Annotated in this window: 15 protein-coding genes; 7 read left to right on the plus strand and 8 right to left on the minus strand. The window is 71.6% G+C overall.

Translation table 11 applies throughout. The features are described 5' to 3' along the window. The first annotated feature begins 36 nt into the window (after positions 1–36). Positions 37–1,344, plus strand: coding sequence for an FAD-binding oxidoreductase (locus FHX31_RS11230; RefSeq protein ID WP_184976042.1), 1,308 nt, complete (start codon positions 37–39; stop codon positions 1,342–1,344). Between the two features lie 61 nt (positions 1,345–1,405). On the opposite strand, the gene FHX31_RS11235 is transcribed toward FHX31_RS11230, so the two are convergent. From FHX31_RS11235 to FHX31_RS11265, 7 genes are all read right to left on the minus strand, one after another. After that, positions 1,406–1,768 carry an ArsR/SmtB family transcription factor gene (locus tag FHX31_RS11235; protein WP_184976045.1) on the minus strand — a complete coding sequence of 121 codons (363 nt, stop codon included), beginning with the start codon at positions 1,766–1,768 and terminating at the stop codon, positions 1,406–1,408. Between the two features lie 60 nt (positions 1,769–1,828). After that, positions 1,829–2,236 (minus strand): arsenate reductase ArsC, encoded by a 408-nt coding sequence (locus FHX31_RS11240; RefSeq protein ID WP_013286945.1) that lies wholly within the window; start codon positions 2,234–2,236, stop codon positions 1,829–1,831. Positions 2,237–2,294: 58 nt separating this feature from the next. After that, positions 2,295–3,380 (minus strand): ACR3 family arsenite efflux transporter, encoded by a 1,086-nt coding sequence (gene arsB / locus FHX31_RS11245; protein WP_184976048.1) that lies wholly within the window; start codon positions 3,378–3,380, stop codon positions 2,295–2,297. 70 nt (positions 3,381–3,450) lie between these two features. Continuing rightward, positions 3,451–4,137 carry an arsenate reductase/protein-tyrosine-phosphatase family protein gene (locus FHX31_RS11250; protein ID WP_184976052.1) on the minus strand — a complete coding sequence of 229 codons (687 nt, stop codon included), beginning with the start codon at positions 4,135–4,137 and terminating at the stop codon, positions 3,451–3,453. A 93-nt stretch (positions 4,138–4,230) separates the two neighbouring features. Continuing rightward, positions 4,231–4,614, minus strand: coding sequence for an ArsR/SmtB family transcription factor (locus tag FHX31_RS11255; RefSeq protein ID WP_184976055.1), 384 nt, complete (start codon positions 4,612–4,614; stop codon positions 4,231–4,233). Positions 4,615–4,779: 165 nt separating this feature from the next. After that, positions 4,780–5,571 (minus strand): DUF2470 domain-containing protein, encoded by a 792-nt coding sequence (locus tag FHX31_RS11260; RefSeq protein WP_047893020.1) that lies wholly within the window; start codon positions 5,569–5,571, stop codon positions 4,780–4,782. A 153-nt stretch (positions 5,572–5,724) separates the two neighbouring features. After that, the gene (locus FHX31_RS11265; protein ID WP_013286940.1) at positions 5,725–6,021 is read right to left on the minus strand and encodes a DUF1540 domain-containing protein; all 297 of its coding nucleotides are present in this window, start codon (positions 6,019–6,021) and stop codon (positions 5,725–5,727) included. Positions 6,022–6,618: 597 nt separating this feature from the next. Here FHX31_RS11265 and FHX31_RS11270 point away from each other — a divergent pair. Beyond that, positions 6,619–7,218: a VanZ family protein gene (locus FHX31_RS11270; protein ID WP_013286939.1), complete on the plus strand. Its 600-nt coding sequence runs from the start codon at positions 6,619–6,621 to the stop codon at positions 7,216–7,218. A gap of 74 nt (positions 7,219–7,292) precedes the next feature. Here the strand turns inward: FHX31_RS11270 and FHX31_RS11275 are convergent, their stop codons facing one another. Beyond that, entirely contained in the window at positions 7,293–10,013 is a 2,721-nt protein-coding gene (locus tag FHX31_RS11275; RefSeq protein WP_013286938.1) for a sugar-binding protein, read from the minus strand. A gap of 590 nt (positions 10,014–10,603) precedes the next feature. Between FHX31_RS11275 and FHX31_RS11280 the strand changes: the two genes are divergently transcribed. The 5 genes from FHX31_RS11280 to FHX31_RS11300 all read left to right on the plus strand — a co-directional run bounded on the left by FHX31_RS11280 (position 10,604) and on the right by FHX31_RS11300 (position 16,694). Next, positions 10,604–11,686, plus strand: a complete 1,083-nt coding sequence (locus FHX31_RS11280; protein ID WP_486481666.1) for an ROK family transcriptional regulator — start codon at positions 10,604–10,606, stop codon at positions 11,684–11,686. Between the two features lie 266 nt (positions 11,687–11,952). Next, positions 11,953–13,005, plus strand: coding sequence for an extracellular solute-binding protein (locus FHX31_RS11285; RefSeq protein WP_013286936.1), 1,053 nt, complete (start codon positions 11,953–11,955; stop codon positions 13,003–13,005). 61 nt (positions 13,006–13,066) lie between these two features. Continuing rightward, positions 13,067–14,140, plus strand: a complete 1,074-nt coding sequence (locus FHX31_RS11290; protein WP_091327016.1) for an ABC transporter ATP-binding protein — start codon at positions 13,067–13,069, stop codon at positions 14,138–14,140. Then, positions 14,137–15,885: an ABC transporter permease gene (locus FHX31_RS11295; RefSeq protein ID WP_184976061.1), complete on the plus strand. Its 1,749-nt coding sequence runs from the start codon at positions 14,137–14,139 to the stop codon at positions 15,883–15,885. The genes FHX31_RS11290 and FHX31_RS11295 overlap by 4 nt, the downstream gene beginning before the upstream one ends. Further along, positions 15,873–16,694, plus strand: coding sequence for a creatininase family protein (locus FHX31_RS11300; RefSeq protein WP_013476377.1), 822 nt, complete (start codon positions 15,873–15,875; stop codon positions 16,692–16,694). The genes FHX31_RS11295 and FHX31_RS11300 overlap by 13 nt, the downstream gene beginning before the upstream one ends. The last annotated feature ends 13 nt before the right edge of the window (positions 16,695–16,707 follow it).

Genomic DNA, 16,707 nt, shown 5'->3' on the forward strand with positions numbered 1-16,707 from the left:
CCTAGTCCGGGTCTTTTCCGACCCTAGTGTGGGCTCATGGACACGATCACGAACGCCCCGCACCCGCTGCGCTCCACCGTCCGGGGCCGGGTCCTGCTGCCGGGGGACGAAGGGTTCGAGGTGGCCGGCCGGGCCTGGAACCTGGCCGTCGCGCAGTCACCGGCGGCGGTGGTCGAGGCCGCCGACGCGGACGACGTCGCCGCGCTCGTCCGGTACGCCCGCCCGGCCGGACTGAGCATCGCCGTGCAGCCCAACGGGCACGGTGCCACCGGCCGCGCCGACGGCGCGATCCTGCTGCGGACCGGACGCCTGGACACCGTGGAGATCGACCCGGCCGCCCGCCGGGCCCGGGTCGGCGCGGGTGTGCCGTCCGGCCGGCTCCAGGCCGCCGCCGCGCCGTACGGGCTCACCGGGCTGCCCGGCAGCTCCCCCGTGGTCAGCGTGACCGGGGTGGCGCTCGGTGGCAGGCTGAGCTGGTTCGGCCGCGCGTACGGCTGGGTGTCCGACGCGGTCACCGCGTTCGACGTCGTGGACGCCGAGGCGCGGCACCGGCGCGTCACCGCCGAGACCGACCCCGACCTGTTCTGGGCGCTGCGCGGCGGCGGCGGAGACTTCGCGATCGTCACCGCGCTCGAACTCGCGCTGCACCCCGCGCCGGAGCTGTACGGCGGACGCATGATGTGGGCGGCGGCGCACGCGCCGGACGTGCTGCGGGCGTTCCGGCGGATCACCGCCACCGCGCCCGAGGAGCTGACCGTCTGGATGGACCTGCTGCACCTCCCCGGCGCCGACCCGATGGTGGCCCTCGACGTCACCTATCTCGGCGACGGGACCGGGGCGCGGGACCTGCTCGCACCGCTGGATCGGTTGCCCGCGCCGATCTCCGACAGCAGGCGGATCATGCCGGTCACCGAGCTCGGCGGCATCACGGCTGAACCCACCGCCCCCAGCCCCGGCATCTCCCGCGCCGAACTGCTGACCCGCCTCGACGACGACGCGGCCGGGGCGCTGCTGGCCGACCCGATCGCCCCGCTGCTCAGCGTCCAGCTCCGGCACCTGGGCGGCGCCCTCGCCCGGTACTCCGACAGCCCGCACGGCCCGCTCACCGAGCCGTACGCGCTCTACCTGTTCGGCGTCGCCACCGACCCGGCGGCGGTCACGGCGCGGCAGCGGGCCCTGGCCGCCGCCCTGCCGGTCAGCGGGCGCAAGCCGGTGACCTTCCTCAACCCGGACGAGACGGTGGCCGACGCGTTCACCCCCGCCGTCCTGACCCGGCTCCGGGCGGTCAAGCGCCGCCACGACCCGGACGGCCTCGTCCGGTCCAACTTCCCGGTGGCCGGCTGACGCCCCGGGGCGCGACCCGGTCAGGCCGGCGGGTGCGCGCGGCAGCCCGGCAGTCCCCTGCTCAGCGGACCCTCTTCGTCGGCCGTTTACGAGGCGGGGTCAACGACTCGGCGATCGCCGAGATCGCGGACGGCACCAGGCGGTAGTACGCCCACACACCCCGCTTCTCCCGCTCGAGCAGGCCGGCCTCGGTGAGGATCCGGAGGTGATGGCTGACGGTCGGCTGGGAGAGACCGAGCGGCGCGGTGAGGTCGCTGACTGACGCCTCGCCCTCCGGAGCGGACTGGATCAGGCTGAGCAGGCGCAGCCGGGCCGGGTCGGCGAACGCCTTCAGGACTCCCGCGAGCCGCTCGGCATCGGCACGCTTGATCGGCTCGCCGACAAGTGGCGAGATGGCAGGGGTGGCAGTTTTCGCAGTTCCCACGCTTGCATCGTTGCACCAATGGCGGCCACCTGCCCGGGCAACCAGGACCGGATCATCCGGTCAGGCGGTGGGGTGCAGTTCGGCGAGCAGTCGTTCCACCCGGGTGCGGATCTCGTCCCGGATGGGGCGTACCGCGTCGAGGCCCTTGCCTGCGGGGTCTTCGAGCTTCCAGTCCTCGTACCGCTTGCCGGGGAAGACGGGGCAGGCGTCACCGCAGCCCATGGTGACGATGACGTCCGAGGACTCCGCCGTCTCGTACCGGAGGAGCCTGGGGGTCTGGTCGGTGATGTCGATGCCGACCTCGGCCATGGCCTGTACGGCGGCGGGGTTGACGGTCTCGGCGGGTGCGCTGCCGGCGGAGCGGACCTCGACGGTGTCGCCGGCGAGGTGGCGCAGCCAGCCGGCGGCCATCTGGGAACGGCCGGCGTTGTGCACGCAGACGAACAGGACGCTGGGCTTGTCGCTCATCGGGTCTCCATGATTCCGGTGGTCGCCGCGCGGCGTGCCGCGGCGCAGTCGAGGCATCTCATGGCCGGGCTCCCGGCGTGGGGAACAGGCGGGCGCGGGCCCACAGCGACACGTAGACCAGGCCGACGAGGACCGGGACCTCGATCAACGGGCCGACGACGCCGGCCAGGGCCTGGCCGGAGGCGATCCCGAAGGTGCCGATCGCGACCGCGATGGCCAGTTCGAAGTTGTTGCCCGCCGCGGTGAACGCCAGGGTGGTGGTGCGTTCGTAGTTCAGGCCGATGGCCCGGCCGAGCAGGTAGGAGCCGGCCCACATGAGGGCGAAGTAGGCCAGCAGCGGCAGAGCGATGCGGGCCACGTCGACCGGCCGGCCGGTGATGGCCTCGCCCTGCAGGGCGAACAGCACGACGATGGTGAACAGCAGTCCGTACAGGGCGACGGGTCCGACCCTGGGCAGGAACCGCTGCTCGTACCAGTCGCGACCCTTGGCGCGTTCGCCGACGCGGCGGGAGAGGTAGCCGGCGAGCAGTGGGATGCCGAGGAAGACGAGCACGTTGCCGGCGATGTCCCAGCCGGAGACCTCCAGCGCGGCGCCGTCCAGGCCCAGCCAGCCCGGCAGCACCGACAGGTAGAACCGGCCGAGCAGGCCGAAGGCGAGGACCTGGAACACCGAGTTGACGGCGACGAGGACCGCCGCCGCCTCCCGGTCGCCGCAGGCCAGGTCGTTCCAGATGATCACCATCGCGATGCAGCGGGCCAGGCCGACGATGATCAGACCGGTGCGGTACTCCGGCTGGTCGGCCAGGAAGACCCAGGCCAGGGCGAACATGACGGCGGGACCGACGATCCAGTTGAGGACCAGCGACGAGACCAGGAGACGCCGGTCACCGGTGACGGTGTCGAGGCGGTCGTAGCGGACCTTGGCCTGTACCGGATACATCATGATCAGCAGGCCGAGAGCGATGGGCAGGGAGATGCCACCGACCTCGACGGCGTCGAGAGCGTCGTCCAGGCCGGGAACGATCCGGCCGAGCAGCAGACCGGCGACCATGGCCAGGCCGATCCAGACCGGCAGGAACCGGTCGAGGCGCGACAGGCGTGCGACCACCGGTGGGGCGTGGTCGGCTCTGGTGGCGGTGCTCATGGGCACTCCCGTGGGTTGTCGGTGCCGACGCGTACCCCGATCTCCTGGTGGATGCGGGCGCTGGTGCCGGTCATCGGGTGTCTCCCGACGTGGCGGCGGGGGCGAGGCGGTCGACGCGGTCGGCGAGGTCGGCGTACGCCGCCTCGAACGCCTCGTCGGTGTCGACGCGGACCGGGTCCGGCACGGACCAGTGCAGGCGGGGGCGGATCGGCCCGGTCAGCTCCTCGTGGGCGTTGTCGCAGACGGCGACGATCAGGTCGTCGTCTCGGACGACGTCGTCGACGTGTGCGGTGCCGGTCGGGTCGAGGTCGAGGGCGTGGCGGTGGGCCACTGCGACCGCGCGGGGATGGACCCGCGGCGCCGGTCTGGTGCCGGCGGACGCGGCGTCGCCGTCGGTGCGTCGCTTCCACAGCGCCGCGGCCAGCTGCGAGCGGGCGGAGTTGTGGGTGCATACGAAGACGACCCGATGCACATCCGCCAGCGGTGGCGGCGCGAGAGCGGAGAGGGCGGCCGGCTGGAGTCGCAGGTAGGTGCGCCGCCGATCGCCCTCCGACCGGCCCCGGACGACGAGGCCCGCGTCGGTGAGGACCTTGACGTGGTGGGCGACCAGGTTCGTCGGCATGTCGAGGGCGTGGGCGATCTCCCCGGGGGAGGCGTCGCCCAGGGTGAGCGCGTCCACGATGGCCAGGCGGGCCGGATCGCCCAGCGCGGCGTGGATCCGCGCGCGCCCGGCCAGAGAAGTAAGCTCAGTTTCCATTGACTCAATTTTTGCTGAGTAACCTCGGAGCCGTCAAGCCGGCATCGGCCGGATCGCTGGGCGGAAGCACAGGGCGCCGTGCGGTACGGCGGCCTACCGCTGCGCCGCGGCGGTCGGCTCGATCGACAGCAGGCCGGCGAGCCGGCGCAGGATCTGCGGCCGCGCGCGGTAGTAGACCCAGGTGCCCCGCCGCTCGGCGTCCACCAGGCCCGCCTCGCGCAACGTCTTGAGATGGTGGGAGATCGTCGGCCCGGTCAGGTCGAACGCCGGCGTCAGATCGCACACGCACACCTCGCCGCCTTCGGCGGAGGCGATCATCGACATCAGCTGCAGCCGTACCGGATCGCCGAGGGCCTTGAACGCGGGCGCGAGCACCGCGGCCGTCTCGGCGGGAACCCGGCGCTGCGCCAGCGGGGGGCAGCACGGCGCGTCGGCGCTGAGGTCGACGAGTGGGACCGGTGCCTGCTGCTTCGACATGTCCCTAGGTTGACATCTGTCTAATCAGCGTGCAAGTCACCGATCAGGCAGATGCCAGGCCAGGGTGTCCGGAGGAAGTGAGGCTCGCCGGACGCGCATCCCTCCACCGGGCGGGCCCCGTCGTCGCCGCCGCTGTCGTCCGGCTTCCATGATCGGCGCGGCAGGCTAGGCGAGCAGCGTGCGCAGCGCCTCGGCCAGGCCGGAACCGGCGGTGACCGGGCGGGCGAAGGACAACCGGGTGTCGGCGTGACCGTCCGGCCGCTCCGCCCGCAGCACGATGCCCTCGGCGTCGAGCGCGACCGGGACGACGCGCGCCGAACCGGCTGTGACTGTGGGGTCGACGAGCGTGCCGAGCCGGTCGAGGACGTCGCGGTGGCAGCGCGTCAGGTGCGCGAGGTGGGCGGCCTCGTCGACGGCGATCGGATCCGGCCGGGCCGCGCGGTACGCGCCGAGGTCCACCGCGACGGGATCGGCGGCCCGGTCGAGGACGACCTCGTCCGGCTCGACGGCCCACAGCGCCACCGGGGGCAGGTCGAGCAGCGACATCACGGTGGCCGGGTCGCAGGCGTCGAGGACGGCCGGGTCGAACCGGCGGGCCGTGCCGAGGATCCGCAGCCGGGACCGCACCCGGGAGCGCACGGCGACCGGGGCGAGGTGGGTCACGTCGAGGCGTACCGCGCCGCTGTGGCCGCGCGCGGCGACCAGCATGCCGCCGGTGCGGCTCATCGCGTCGACCGCCAGGACGATCGTGCCGTCGGGGAGGACGGCGTGGGCGGAGAGGAGGTCGGCGGTGGTGTCGCCGAGCGTGAGCCGCAGCGAGGAGGCAGCGGTCAGCACGCACCGGGCGGCGACGGCGTCGCGGGGCGTGGAGGAGGTGCCCGTACCGCCCGCCGACGACCCTGCGACCGGGACGACGCCGGCCGGCGGGGCCGGACGCCCGGCGGGGTGCAACGCCATGTCTGTCTCCTCGGCCGGGAAGGGGTGAAGTCGGCCCAGGTCAGACGGTAGTAGGTAAGGCTTACCTCTGCAATGGCGGGTCGGGTGCCGCACATGCCGTACGGGTCACGACGGTGACCGTCGTGACCCGTACGAGCGTGGTGTCCGGTTTCGTCAGGCGGGCTGGTAGGTGAGGCAGTCGCTGACAGTGGCGCCCGGACCGACGGTGATCGACTCGGCGGTGCAGGCCAGGTTGGTGTTGAACACGCACTCGGCCCGCGCGCACGCGCCCACCGCGCCGGTGACCTCCGCGATCCCGCCGCTGAGCGACGACTCGACGAACGTCGCGCAGGAGGCCGCGTCGGCGGACGCCGCCACGGTGATCGCGGGAGCGTGGCAGCCGTTGTCGTTGAAGCTGCACGCGGTGGCGGCGCATTCACGTACCGGCGGAGACTGCAACAGGGTCTTCATGGTGCCTCCAAGTCATGCGGGCCGGCGGAAGCGAACGGCCGGCCTCGTGGTGCTCGAATGCCATCTGGTATTTGCCGTGCGGCCGGTCCTCAAACCCGTCGGCCGTCAGTGAGGATCATGCTCACCTTAACAACGGAATGCGGGGTTGGCGGCCGGAAGGAGCCGTTTCCACGCCGAATACCGAACGACGAAGATAAGGCTAACCTTGGTTAGGCGAGTCTTTCTTCACCCACCGGTACGGCGAATGCCGGCGTGCAATTTCCGCCCGTCCGACCAGGGTTCATCTGCGGGAACGCCACTGTCGCCCCGGACGGAGGCTGCGCCTCGGTGGTGGAATGGGCGAGCGCGGAACGCCGGTGAGGACGGAACGGCCGCGCCCTTCGGGTCGCGCCGAAATATCGGCTAAGAAATCAGCGGATCGGCGGGGATTCGGGACCGGCCGGGCGGCGGAATGCGAATCCGGTGGCAGGAAGCGCGGGCTCCGCATACGCGATGTCCGGGCCGGGGTCACCTGTCGGCGCGGGCGTGGCACCCTGAGCGGACCGCACGGGCCCGGTGCGGGCGCGGCGGATCCGGGGCGGGACGGGTGGAGGCGGCGTGATCGAGGGATGGCACGGCTGGTTCGGCACGATCAACGGGGTCGTGCTCCTCACCGTGGCCGCGTTGCCGGCGGCTGCGCTCGCGGTGTGGGTCCTGGCCCGACGGCGCGGCGGGGCGGGGCCGGCGTGGCGGAGGTCGCTGGCCGAGGTGGGCATCGTCTACGGGACCGTGCCGTGGGTCTGGATGATCATGCTGCCGGGGGACGGGGCCGGCGTGGTTCCCGGCCGGGTGAGCCTGGTGCCGCTTCGGGACCTGCTCACCGTCCTCGCGAGCGGGCCGCTGACGGTGACGGTCCAGATCGTCGGCAACCTGCTGGTGTTCGCGGCGCTCGGGTTCCTCGGCCCGCTGCGGTTCGCGGCGCTGGCGTCGGTGCCGCGGATCCTGGCGCTCGCGGCCGGCTGCTCGGTCCTGGTCGAGGTCGCGCAGTACGTCCTGCGGCTGGACCGCGTCTCCTCCGTGGACGACGTCCTGCTCAACACCGCCGGCGCCGGGCTGGCCGCGCTGGCGTCGCGCCGCTGGTGGCGCCGGCCGGCTGAGGTGTCACCCGCCACCACCGGTCCCGGCACCGGCCCGCTGAGCGGGGCACGACCCGGGTGACGCGGACGGCACGATGGGCCGGGCCTGCCGGCCCGGCCCATCGTGTGCGTCAAGTCGACGCGATCAACGTCCGCTCAGCAGATCTTCTTCGCCAGAGCGGTGGTGGCGCCGCCGTGCTCGTACGAGACGAGCAGCGACGTGCCGGCCGGGAGCGACCCGCTCAGCGGCAGGACGAGCGTGCCGTCCTTGCGCAGAGCGGCGGTGGTCTCCGCCACGACCCGGGTGCCGTCCCAGAGGAAGGCGCGGGCGGTGCCCGCCTTCTTCACCTGGAGCTGGACGGACACCTTGCTCGCGGTGCGAGTGACCTTCTTGATCTTCACGGTGCCGTCCGGCAGCTTGGCGTAACCGCCCGGCGCCACCCCGTCCGAGACGGACTGCAGGAGGGTCTGCGGCGAGTCCACGCTCTGCGCCGCGGTGTCCGGCATGATCGGAGCCTTCGGCGCCGACGGCTTCGCCGCCAGGGCCGGCAGCGTCGCGTTGCCCCAGCGCCACGGGTCGGCCCGTACGCCGCTCCAGGTCGACCAGCCGACCCGGGTCTGCGCGGACAGGTCCTGCGTGTCCGAGTCGTTGACCAGGATGTTCAGGCCCATGCGGTTCGGGTCGACGGCGTCCGGCAGCACGCTGAACGGGATCTTGACCTCGATCCGGTAACCCGTGTAGGGGCTGCTGGTCACCACGGAGGCGATCTCCACGCCAGGCGCGGTCTCCGGGCCGCCCTGGTGGTTGTCCCGCTCCCGGGCGAAGCACGGCGGGTTCCCGTTGGCCGGGTCCTTCGTGGCCGGGAAGAGCGCCATGTTGAACACCGTGGAGGTGTTCGCCGAGTTGCCGCGCGGGTCGATGCCGAACTCGATGTTGTCGTTACGCCGCGGACGCTTGCAGTCCTCCGGCGGCAGGACGGTGCCGAGCACGTCGTCGGTGATGGTGAAGACGGCGTACAGGGCGTCGTCGGTGTGGGTCAGCTGGGCGGTGCCGGAGATGTCCGACGCCGGGGCGGCGGTGCCCTCCCAGCGGGTGGAGATGTCGATGACCTCGCCGGTGTACTCGTTGTCGTGGGCGTGTCCGTCGACGGTCGGCGCGCTGGCGGCCTTCGGGATCGTGGTGACCGGGACCAGGTTGAACGCACCGGGCTCGTTCGCGCTGCCGCCGGTGTAGCTGGTCTCGATCTGCACCCGGTAGGCGCCGTTGTCCGGCGCCCGGTTGGCCGTCGGCAGCGACGTGTCGGTGTTGGTGACTGTGAACGTCACCGAGGTGCTGGCGCCCGGCCGGAGCCCGCTGTACGGCACCTGCTGCTCGGCCACCGAGAAACCGGCGGGGACGTTCAGCTTGACCGCGCCGGACTCGACCCGGGTGCCGTGGTTGGTCAGGTTGACCTTGACGCTGCGGGTGCCGCCGCTGGGGATGTTCAGCAGGGACTCGATGAGCGCGTCGAGCTGCTGGGTCTTGTTCCGCACGGTCCACGCGCGGAAGTCGGCGATCTCCTCCAGCGGCTCCAGGGTGCCGCGCACCGGCGCGGTGCCCTGAACCCGGGCGCTGCTGGTGCCGCTGCCGTCCTTCTTGCTGGTCAGCGTGGCGTCGATCTTGAAGCGGGTGCCCACCTCGACCTGCGCGGGCGGGGTGACCGTGAAGGTCTTCACGACCTCCTTGCGCGGGGTCAGCGTGCCCACGTTGCCGTTGCCGGTGACCGTCCAGCCGGCCGGCACGTTCAGGGTGACCTTGGCCCCCGGGACGGCCTTCTCGGCGTACAGGACGGTGTCCACCTTGATGGGCTGGCCCGCGACGGCCTCCCAGGTGCGCGGACGCACGTGGACCTCGGTGCCCAGCGGCAGGCCGCCCTGGGCGCGCAGGGTGGCGCCCTGGAGCGCACCGGTGCCGGCGCCCACGTTCGGGTCCGGGTACGGGGTGCGGGTGTCGATCAGCGTCAGCCGGTTGCAGCCGATGGCGTCGGGGTCGGTCGTCGGGAAGGAGCTGTTGCCCCAGCCCTGCGACACGTACTCCCGGCGGGCCCAGGTCTGGACCGTGTTCCACCGGTTGCCGTCGTGGCGCGCCGACTCGTAGCCCTGCCAGGTGCCGAAGACGACGTTGCTGGCCTCGGCCGGCGTGAAGGTGGTCTCGCAGGCGGGGCCGTTGGTGCCGGTGGTGCCGCTGCCGCCGGTCTGGAAGATGCGGGAGGCCCGCCAGGGCTGGAGGCCCTCCTTCTTGATCTGCTCCGGGAACGCCTTCGGGTCGGCAGCCGCGTAGAAGGCCTCCACGGCCAGCATGGCCGCCTTCTGGTGGTTGCCGTGGTTGCCCTGCGTGGCCGAGGGGTTCATCGTGAGGATGACCTCGGGCTTGGTGGTCCGCAGGACCCGCACGATCCGGGACAGCGTCTCCTGGTGGCCCCAGACCTCCTCGGTCAGGGGAGCGCTGGCGGTGTACCAGAAGTCCAGCGCGTCCAGGTTGTAGATGTGCTCGACGCCGGCCCAGCCGACGGCCTTGCGCTCCTCGGCCTCCCGCAGGATGCCGAGCTCCGGGCCCTCCTCGAGACCGGTGGCGTTGCCGCCGCCCTCGCCGCGGGTGGTGGTGATGACGCCGGCCTTCATGCCGTGATACTCGTTCCAGTATCCGAGCATGCCGAGCTGGCCGGCCTCGTCGTCCGGGTGGGCGCCGATGAACATGATGTCCAGGTCGACCGGCTTGTCGGACTTCTTGGCCTGGGGCTTCGGTGATGCTTGCTGGGGGTTGGCCTGGGCCGGAGTGGCCAGGCCCAACGACAGCAGACCGCACATGGCGATCGCCGCGCTGGTGCGCCATCTCATGGGCATACCTCTTCGTCTCGAAGCGAGAGTGCTGCGGCTGGGGACGGTCGGCCCGGCACGGGCCGGCTGACACGGTGGCTCGTGCCGGGCCGTGTTGCAGACAGCTGTCCACAGAGGACCGTGAGGTCCTCGGGGGTCGTGGTGCTCGACAACGGGATGGTGGTGCTCGCGCACCGTCACGGCGTGAGCGGTACGCACGGTGGCGACGTCGGTCCACCGGAAGGCCTTCGGGCCGTAACCTAGGGATCTTGCGAAGGCGTCGTCAATAGCTCCGGACGACTTTCTTCCTTATCCGAATAAACGATCGCCCCTGCTCAGGGCGATCACCCGGGGGCCGGCCGTGACGTGCGGGCAGTCTTTGTCCAGGTTTGGCACCCCAATGTGGACCACAGGGCTCGGTTTTGCGCGACATGTCGGGCTGGCCCTGGCGCGACCGGCTTGTCGGCCGAAGAATTTTCCCTGGTCGGCGGACCGAGATCATCTCGTTACTTGACGCCAGAATTTTTTCTCACTAGGAAGAAAGTGTGTCTGACAAAGCCCCGACCAGTCCGGTCAGCCGTGAGCGGTCCCGTGAGATCAAGCGTCTCTCGGTGATCTTGGCCGCCCGGCAGGCCCGGCGGCTGTCCCGCGTGGACCTGGCCGAGATGACCGGCCTCTCGGCGGCGACTGTGACCGCGCTCGTGCGGGAACTCGTCGCCGAGGGTTACCTCATCGAACGCGGTCCCGGCGCGCCCACCACCGGCCGGCCCCGGGAGATGCTCGAGTTCAACCCCCGCGCCGAGCTCGTCGCGGCGGTGTCGCTGGAGCCGCCCCGGATCAGCTGCGAGATCGCCGACAGTGAGGGCGCGGTCATCGCGCACCGCGTCGCACGGCTCGGCGCGAACGTGGTGGAGACCGTCTGCGAGTTCGTCCTCGACCTGGTCGGCGACAACCTGCCCTCGCTCCGCGGCGTCGCCATCGCGGTGCCCGGCGTGTCCAGCAACGGCGCGGTACGCCTCGCGCCGTCGGTCGGACTGGTCGAGGCGTGGCCGATCGGCGAATCCGTGCAACGGCGGCTCGGCGTACCCGTGGTCGTCGACAACGACGTCAACCTCATGGCCGCCGGTGAGTGCGTGGCCGGCGCCGGCGCGGACGTGGCGAACCTGCTGCTGATCCACGTGGCCGACGGCATCGGCGCCGGCCTCGTGCTCGACGGCAAGGTCCGCCGCGGCGCCAGCGGAGCCGCCGGCGAGGTCGGCTTCCTGCCGCTGGGCGGCGCGGCCGAGCGCCGCTACAGCGGCGTCGGCGAGTTCGAAGCCCGGTGGTCGGTCAACGCCATCGCGGAGCGGGTCGTCGCGCTCAACCCGGGCCGCCGGCCCGAGTCACCGGTACGGGAGCTGAGCGGGCTCGCCGCGACCTCGGCGCCCGCCCGCGAGTACCTCGACGAGGTCCTCGGCGCCTGGGCCGGGCTCATCCTCTCCTGCGCCTGCGTCGTCGATCCGGGGCTGGTGCTGCTCAGCGGCGCCGCGGCGGAACTCGACGACGCGGCCCTCGACCAGCTGCAGACCCTCGTCTCCGCCCGGACGCCGGCTCCCACCGAGGTACGCCGGGCCACCCTCGGCGACCAGGCCGTGCTGCACGGAGCCATCAGCTACGCGCTCTCGGCCGCGGTGCCCCGACCCTCGCTCCCCTGACCACCACCTGACCCCGGCCCCCGACGACCCCGACGCCCCCGACCCCGACACCCACCCCACCGTCACCGTCACCGTCACCGTCGCGGCGACCGCGTCCGTATCCCGGACGACCGGTCGCGGCGCGATGCGGCGCGCCCCGGTCCGGGCGCGATCCGCGGACCTTCGACCCCGTCCCGGGGAACCGGCGAACCCGCCGGCGCCCCGGGACGGGATCGCACACCGTCTTTCCCCGCTCCCGATAGTTCCCCCGCAAAATGGAGGTACCAATGAAACGTCGTTTGGCCCTGGCCGTCGCGTTCAGCGCGCTGCTGGCCGTCAGCGCGTGCGGCAGCAGCGACGACGACAAGGACACCGGCTCCTCCGGCTCCGCGTCGGCCGAGAAGGTCGTCATCTACAGTGCCCGCGACAAGTCGGTCACCGACTACGTCGTCGAGCAGTTCACGACCAAGAACCCCGAGTACAAGGGCAAGGTCGAGGTGCTCAACATGGGCGCCCAGGAGGTGCTGGAGCGGGTCCGCGCCGAGAAGGCCAACCCGCAGGCGTCGGTCTGGTGGGGCGGCACCCAGCAGGGCCTCGCCGCCGGCGCGTCCGAGGGCCTGCTGGAGTCCTGGCAGCCGTCGTTCGCCTCGAAGATCGACGCGCGGTACAAGGACGCCGAGGGCCGCTGGTTCGGCGAGATCCTGCTGCCCGAGGTCATCATGTACAACAACAAGGCGCTGACCCCGGAGACCGCGCCGAAGGACTGGGACGACCTGGTCGACCCGAAGTGGAAAGACAAGATCATCATCCGGGACGTGGCCGCCTCCGGCACCATGCGCTCGATCTACGCCTCGATGATCCAGCGCTTCACGGCCGACGGGTCCAACCCGCAGCCCGGCTACGACTGGCTGCGCAAGCTCGACGCCAACACCGTCGAGTACGCGGCCAACCCCAGCGACCTCTACCTGAAGATGTCGCGTGAGCAGGGCGTGGTGAGCGCCTGGAACCTCCAGGACATCCTGCTCCAAGCCAACGAGAAGATGCCGTTCGGCTACGTCATGCCGGCCTCCGGCGCGCCGGTGCTCGTCGACGGCGTGGCCGCGGTCAAGGGCGGCAACAGCGAGGGCGCGAAGAAGTTCCTCGAGTTCCTGTTCGACGACTCGCTGCGGGCCAGCCTGGCCAAGGACTACTTCCAGATCCCCGCTGTCGACATCGCCGAGAAGCCCGAGTGGCTGACCAAGCTCGACCTCAAGCCGATGAACGTCGACTGGAACGTGATCGGCAAGAACGAGACCGCCTGGATCACCCACTGGAACGCCCAGATCAAGGGCAAGGGCTAAGACGCTCGGAACCGGGCCGTGCTCCGGCACGGCCCGGCTTCGTCCTGGAAGGACCCACGAAATGATCGATGTCCGACTGACGGCGGTCAGTAAGCGCTTCGCCAAGTCGAGCGACTCCGCGGCGGTCGATGACGTCACCGTCACCATCGGAGCCGGCGAGTTCTTCACGCTGCTCGGGCCGAGCGGCTGCGGCAAGACGACGACGCTGCGCATGGTGGCCGGCTTCTACTTCCCGACGTCCGGTCACATCCACTTCGGCGACGACGACGTCACCCACTGGACGCCGAACAAGCGGGACACCGGCATGGTGTTCCAGAACTACGCGCTGTTCCCGCACATGACGGTGGCGCAGAACGTCGCGTACGGGCTCAAGGTCCGCCGGGTCTCCCGCGCCGAGCAGGCCCGCCGGGTCACCGAGGCGCTCGAACAGGTGCACCTCGCCGGCTACGGCGACCGGCGCATCGACGCGCTCTCCGGCGGCCAGCAGCAGCGCGTCGCGCTGGCGCGGGCACTGGTGATCCGTCCCCGCACCATGCTGCTCGACGAACCGCTGTCGAACCTCGACGCGAAGCTGCGCGAGGAGACGCGTGCCGAGATCCGGCGCATCCAGCGGGAGAGCGGCACCACCTCGATCTACGTCACGCACGACCAGGCCGAGGCGATGGCGATGTCGGACCGGATCGCCGTCATGGAGTCCGGCCGGGTCCAGCAGGTCGGCACCCCGCACGAGGTCTACTACCAGCCCGCGAACGCGTTCGTGGCCCGGTTCATCGGACGCAGCAACGTGCTGAGCCTGCCGGTGACCGGCGCGGCGGAGCAGCGCGTCCAGGTACGCCTGCCCGGCGGCGCCACGATCGAGGTAGGCGCTCCCGCCGGACACGGGCTCACCGAGGGCGACACCGCACTGGTCTCCGCCCGCCCCGAGCACATCGCGCTCGGCGGCGACGACGACACCGCGGCCATGCGCGGCCGGGTCAGCCACGTCGAGTTCACCGGCATGGCCACCCACGTCACAGTCGACGTCGACGGTGACGAGGTGATGGCCGCACTGGTCGACGCGCCCGCCGGCATCCAGCTCGGCGACGTCGTGGGCCTGCGGCTCGCACCCGAGCGGCTCTGGGTGGTCAAGCCGTGACCGCTGCGACCCCGACCGCCCCCGGCTGGGCGGCGGCCCTCGGCCGGCGCCTGGCCGGCGGGGCGAACTCCCGATGGTTCCCCTATCTGCTGGTGCTGCCGCTGGTCCTGGTGCTGTGGGGCTTCGTCGTCCAGCCGATGTTCGCCACCTTCCGGGAGAGCGTCAGCGCCAACGGCACCGACAACTACCTCCAGTTCCTCTCCTCCTCCGGGGTGGCCCGCGAGTCGCTGTTCACCTCGCTGTTCATCTCGGCCGCGAGCGTGCTGCTCTGCGGCGTCGTCGGCGTGGCGATGGCGTTCCTGCTCAAGCGGTTCCACTTCCGCGGCCGGCGGCTCATCGAGGCGTTCATCCTGGTGCCGGCGGCCCTGCCGCCGCTGATCGGCGCCGTGTCCTTCCAGCTGCTCTACAGCAACATCGGCATCGTGCCGCGCGGCCTTCAGGCGCTGCTCGGCACCGAGAAGCCGGTCCTGGCCTTCGACGGGATCGCCGGTGTGCTGGTGGTGCACACGTTCACCATGTACCCGTTCTTCTTCCTGGCCGCCTCCGCGGCGCTGGCCGGGATGGACCCGTCGGTCGAGGAGGCGGCGTACAACCTCGGCGCGGGCCGGGTACGCGTGTGGCGCACCGTCCTGCTGCCGATGCTCACCCCGGCGCTGATCTCGGCGTCGCTGCTGGTCTTCATGACGTCGCTGGCGTCCTACACCGCGCCACTGCTGTTCAACGTCAGTCAGACCATGACGATGCAGATCTACATCAACCGCACCAACGGCGACCTGCCGATGGCCTCGGCGTACGCATCCGTGCTCGGCATCGTCTCGATCATCTTCCTGCTGGGCATGCGCTGGTACGAGGGGCGGCGCAACTACCAGTCGCAGTCCAAGGGCGTCTCGGCGGTCCGGCGGGAGATCACCAACCCGGTCGGCCGCTGGCTCGCGCCGCTCGCCTCGGTGCTGGCCACGCTGGTCCTGCTCGCCCCGGTCGGCGCGATCGCGCTCGTCGCGTTCTCCGAGGACCGGTCCTGGACCACCGAGGTGCTGCCGCCGACGTACACGTTCGAGAACTTCGTCAGCATCTTCACCGACCCCAAGGCGTTCCAGCCGATCCTCAACTCGGTGCAGATGAGCCTCATCGCGGTCGTGGGCTGTGTGGTGATCGGCGTGCTGATCGCGTACGCGGTGCGGCGGCTGAAGTTCGTCGGGCGCGGCCTGCTCGACGTGGCCGTGATGATCGCCTGGGCACTGCCCGGCACGGTCGTGGCGATCAACCTGATCTCGGCGTTCAGCACCGGCAACGCGTTCAGCTTCGGGCAGGTGCTGGTCGGCACGTTCTGGATCCTGCCGCTGGCCTACTTCGTGCGGTTCCTGCCGATCGTGTTCCGGTCCAGCTCCGCGACGCTGGCCCTGATCGACCCGTCGCTGGAGGACGCCGCGCGTAACCTGGGCGCCTCCTGGCTGCGCGCGTTCTACACGATCACCGTGCGGCTGATGCTGCCCGGTGTGCTGGCCGGCGCGCTGCTGGCGTTCGTGCACGGCGTCGGCGAGTTCGTCGCCTCGGTGCTCATCTACACCTCGTCGACGGTCCCGATCTCGGTCGCCATCAACAACCGCATGTACAGCTTCGAGCTGGGCACCGCGGCCGCCTACGGCATGCTCCAGGTGCTGCTCATCTTCGTGGTGATGTGGTTCTCCGGACGGCTGGAGAGCAGCCGCACCGCGACCCGGAGGGCCGAGCAGTGGACGAACTGATCGAGCGGTGGCGGACCGGGGGAGGGCTGCTTCCGGTCACCCGGGTACCCGGGCACGCGTTCGCCGCCGTGACCGAGGCGGCCGACCTGGCGGTGCTGCCGGTCGGCGCGGTCGAGTGGCACGGTCCGCACCTGCCGATCGGTACCGACCTGATCCTGGCCGAGGGCTTCGCCGGGGAACTGGCCACCGGGTCCGCCCGGGCGGTGCTGTTCCCGGCCACGCCGTACGCCGCCTGCCCGGGCCAGACCCGGCCGTGGCCGGGCACTGTGGCGCTGCGGCCGGAGATCGCCGTCGGCTACCTCGCCGACGTGCTCGCCGGCATCGTCGAGGCGGGCTTCACCCGGGTGCTCGTGGTCAACGGGCACGACGCCAACATGTCCACCGTCCGCGCGGCGATGGAGTGGGTGTCCGGGCGGCACCGGGCCAGCATGATGCTGGTGAACTGGTTCCAGCTGGTCGGCCCGGACGAGACCACCGAGATGTTCGGTGAGCTGCCGGCCCGGGGGCACGGCGGCGCGTACGAGAGTTCCGCCGTGCTCGGCTTCGACCCGGCCGCGGTACGCCTGGACGCGGCGCCGGACCTGCCGCCCAAGCCGAAGCTGCCCACCCCGTACCCGTACGTGCTGGTGGAGTCGCGCCCCGACCCCTGGCAGGGCTGGTCGGGCCACGTCTCGCTGGCAGGCGAGGAGGCCGGCGGCCGGATCCGCGCCACCGCCGGCACCCGCCTGCGCGAGCTGGTCGGGGCGTGGCTCGCCGCGCCGCTGCCGGGACCGCCCGGCGCCGACCGGCCGGACCAGCCGGCCGGATGACAGTTACGCCCCA

It is taken from the genome of Micromonospora sp. CNZ286 (assembly GCF_014207755.1).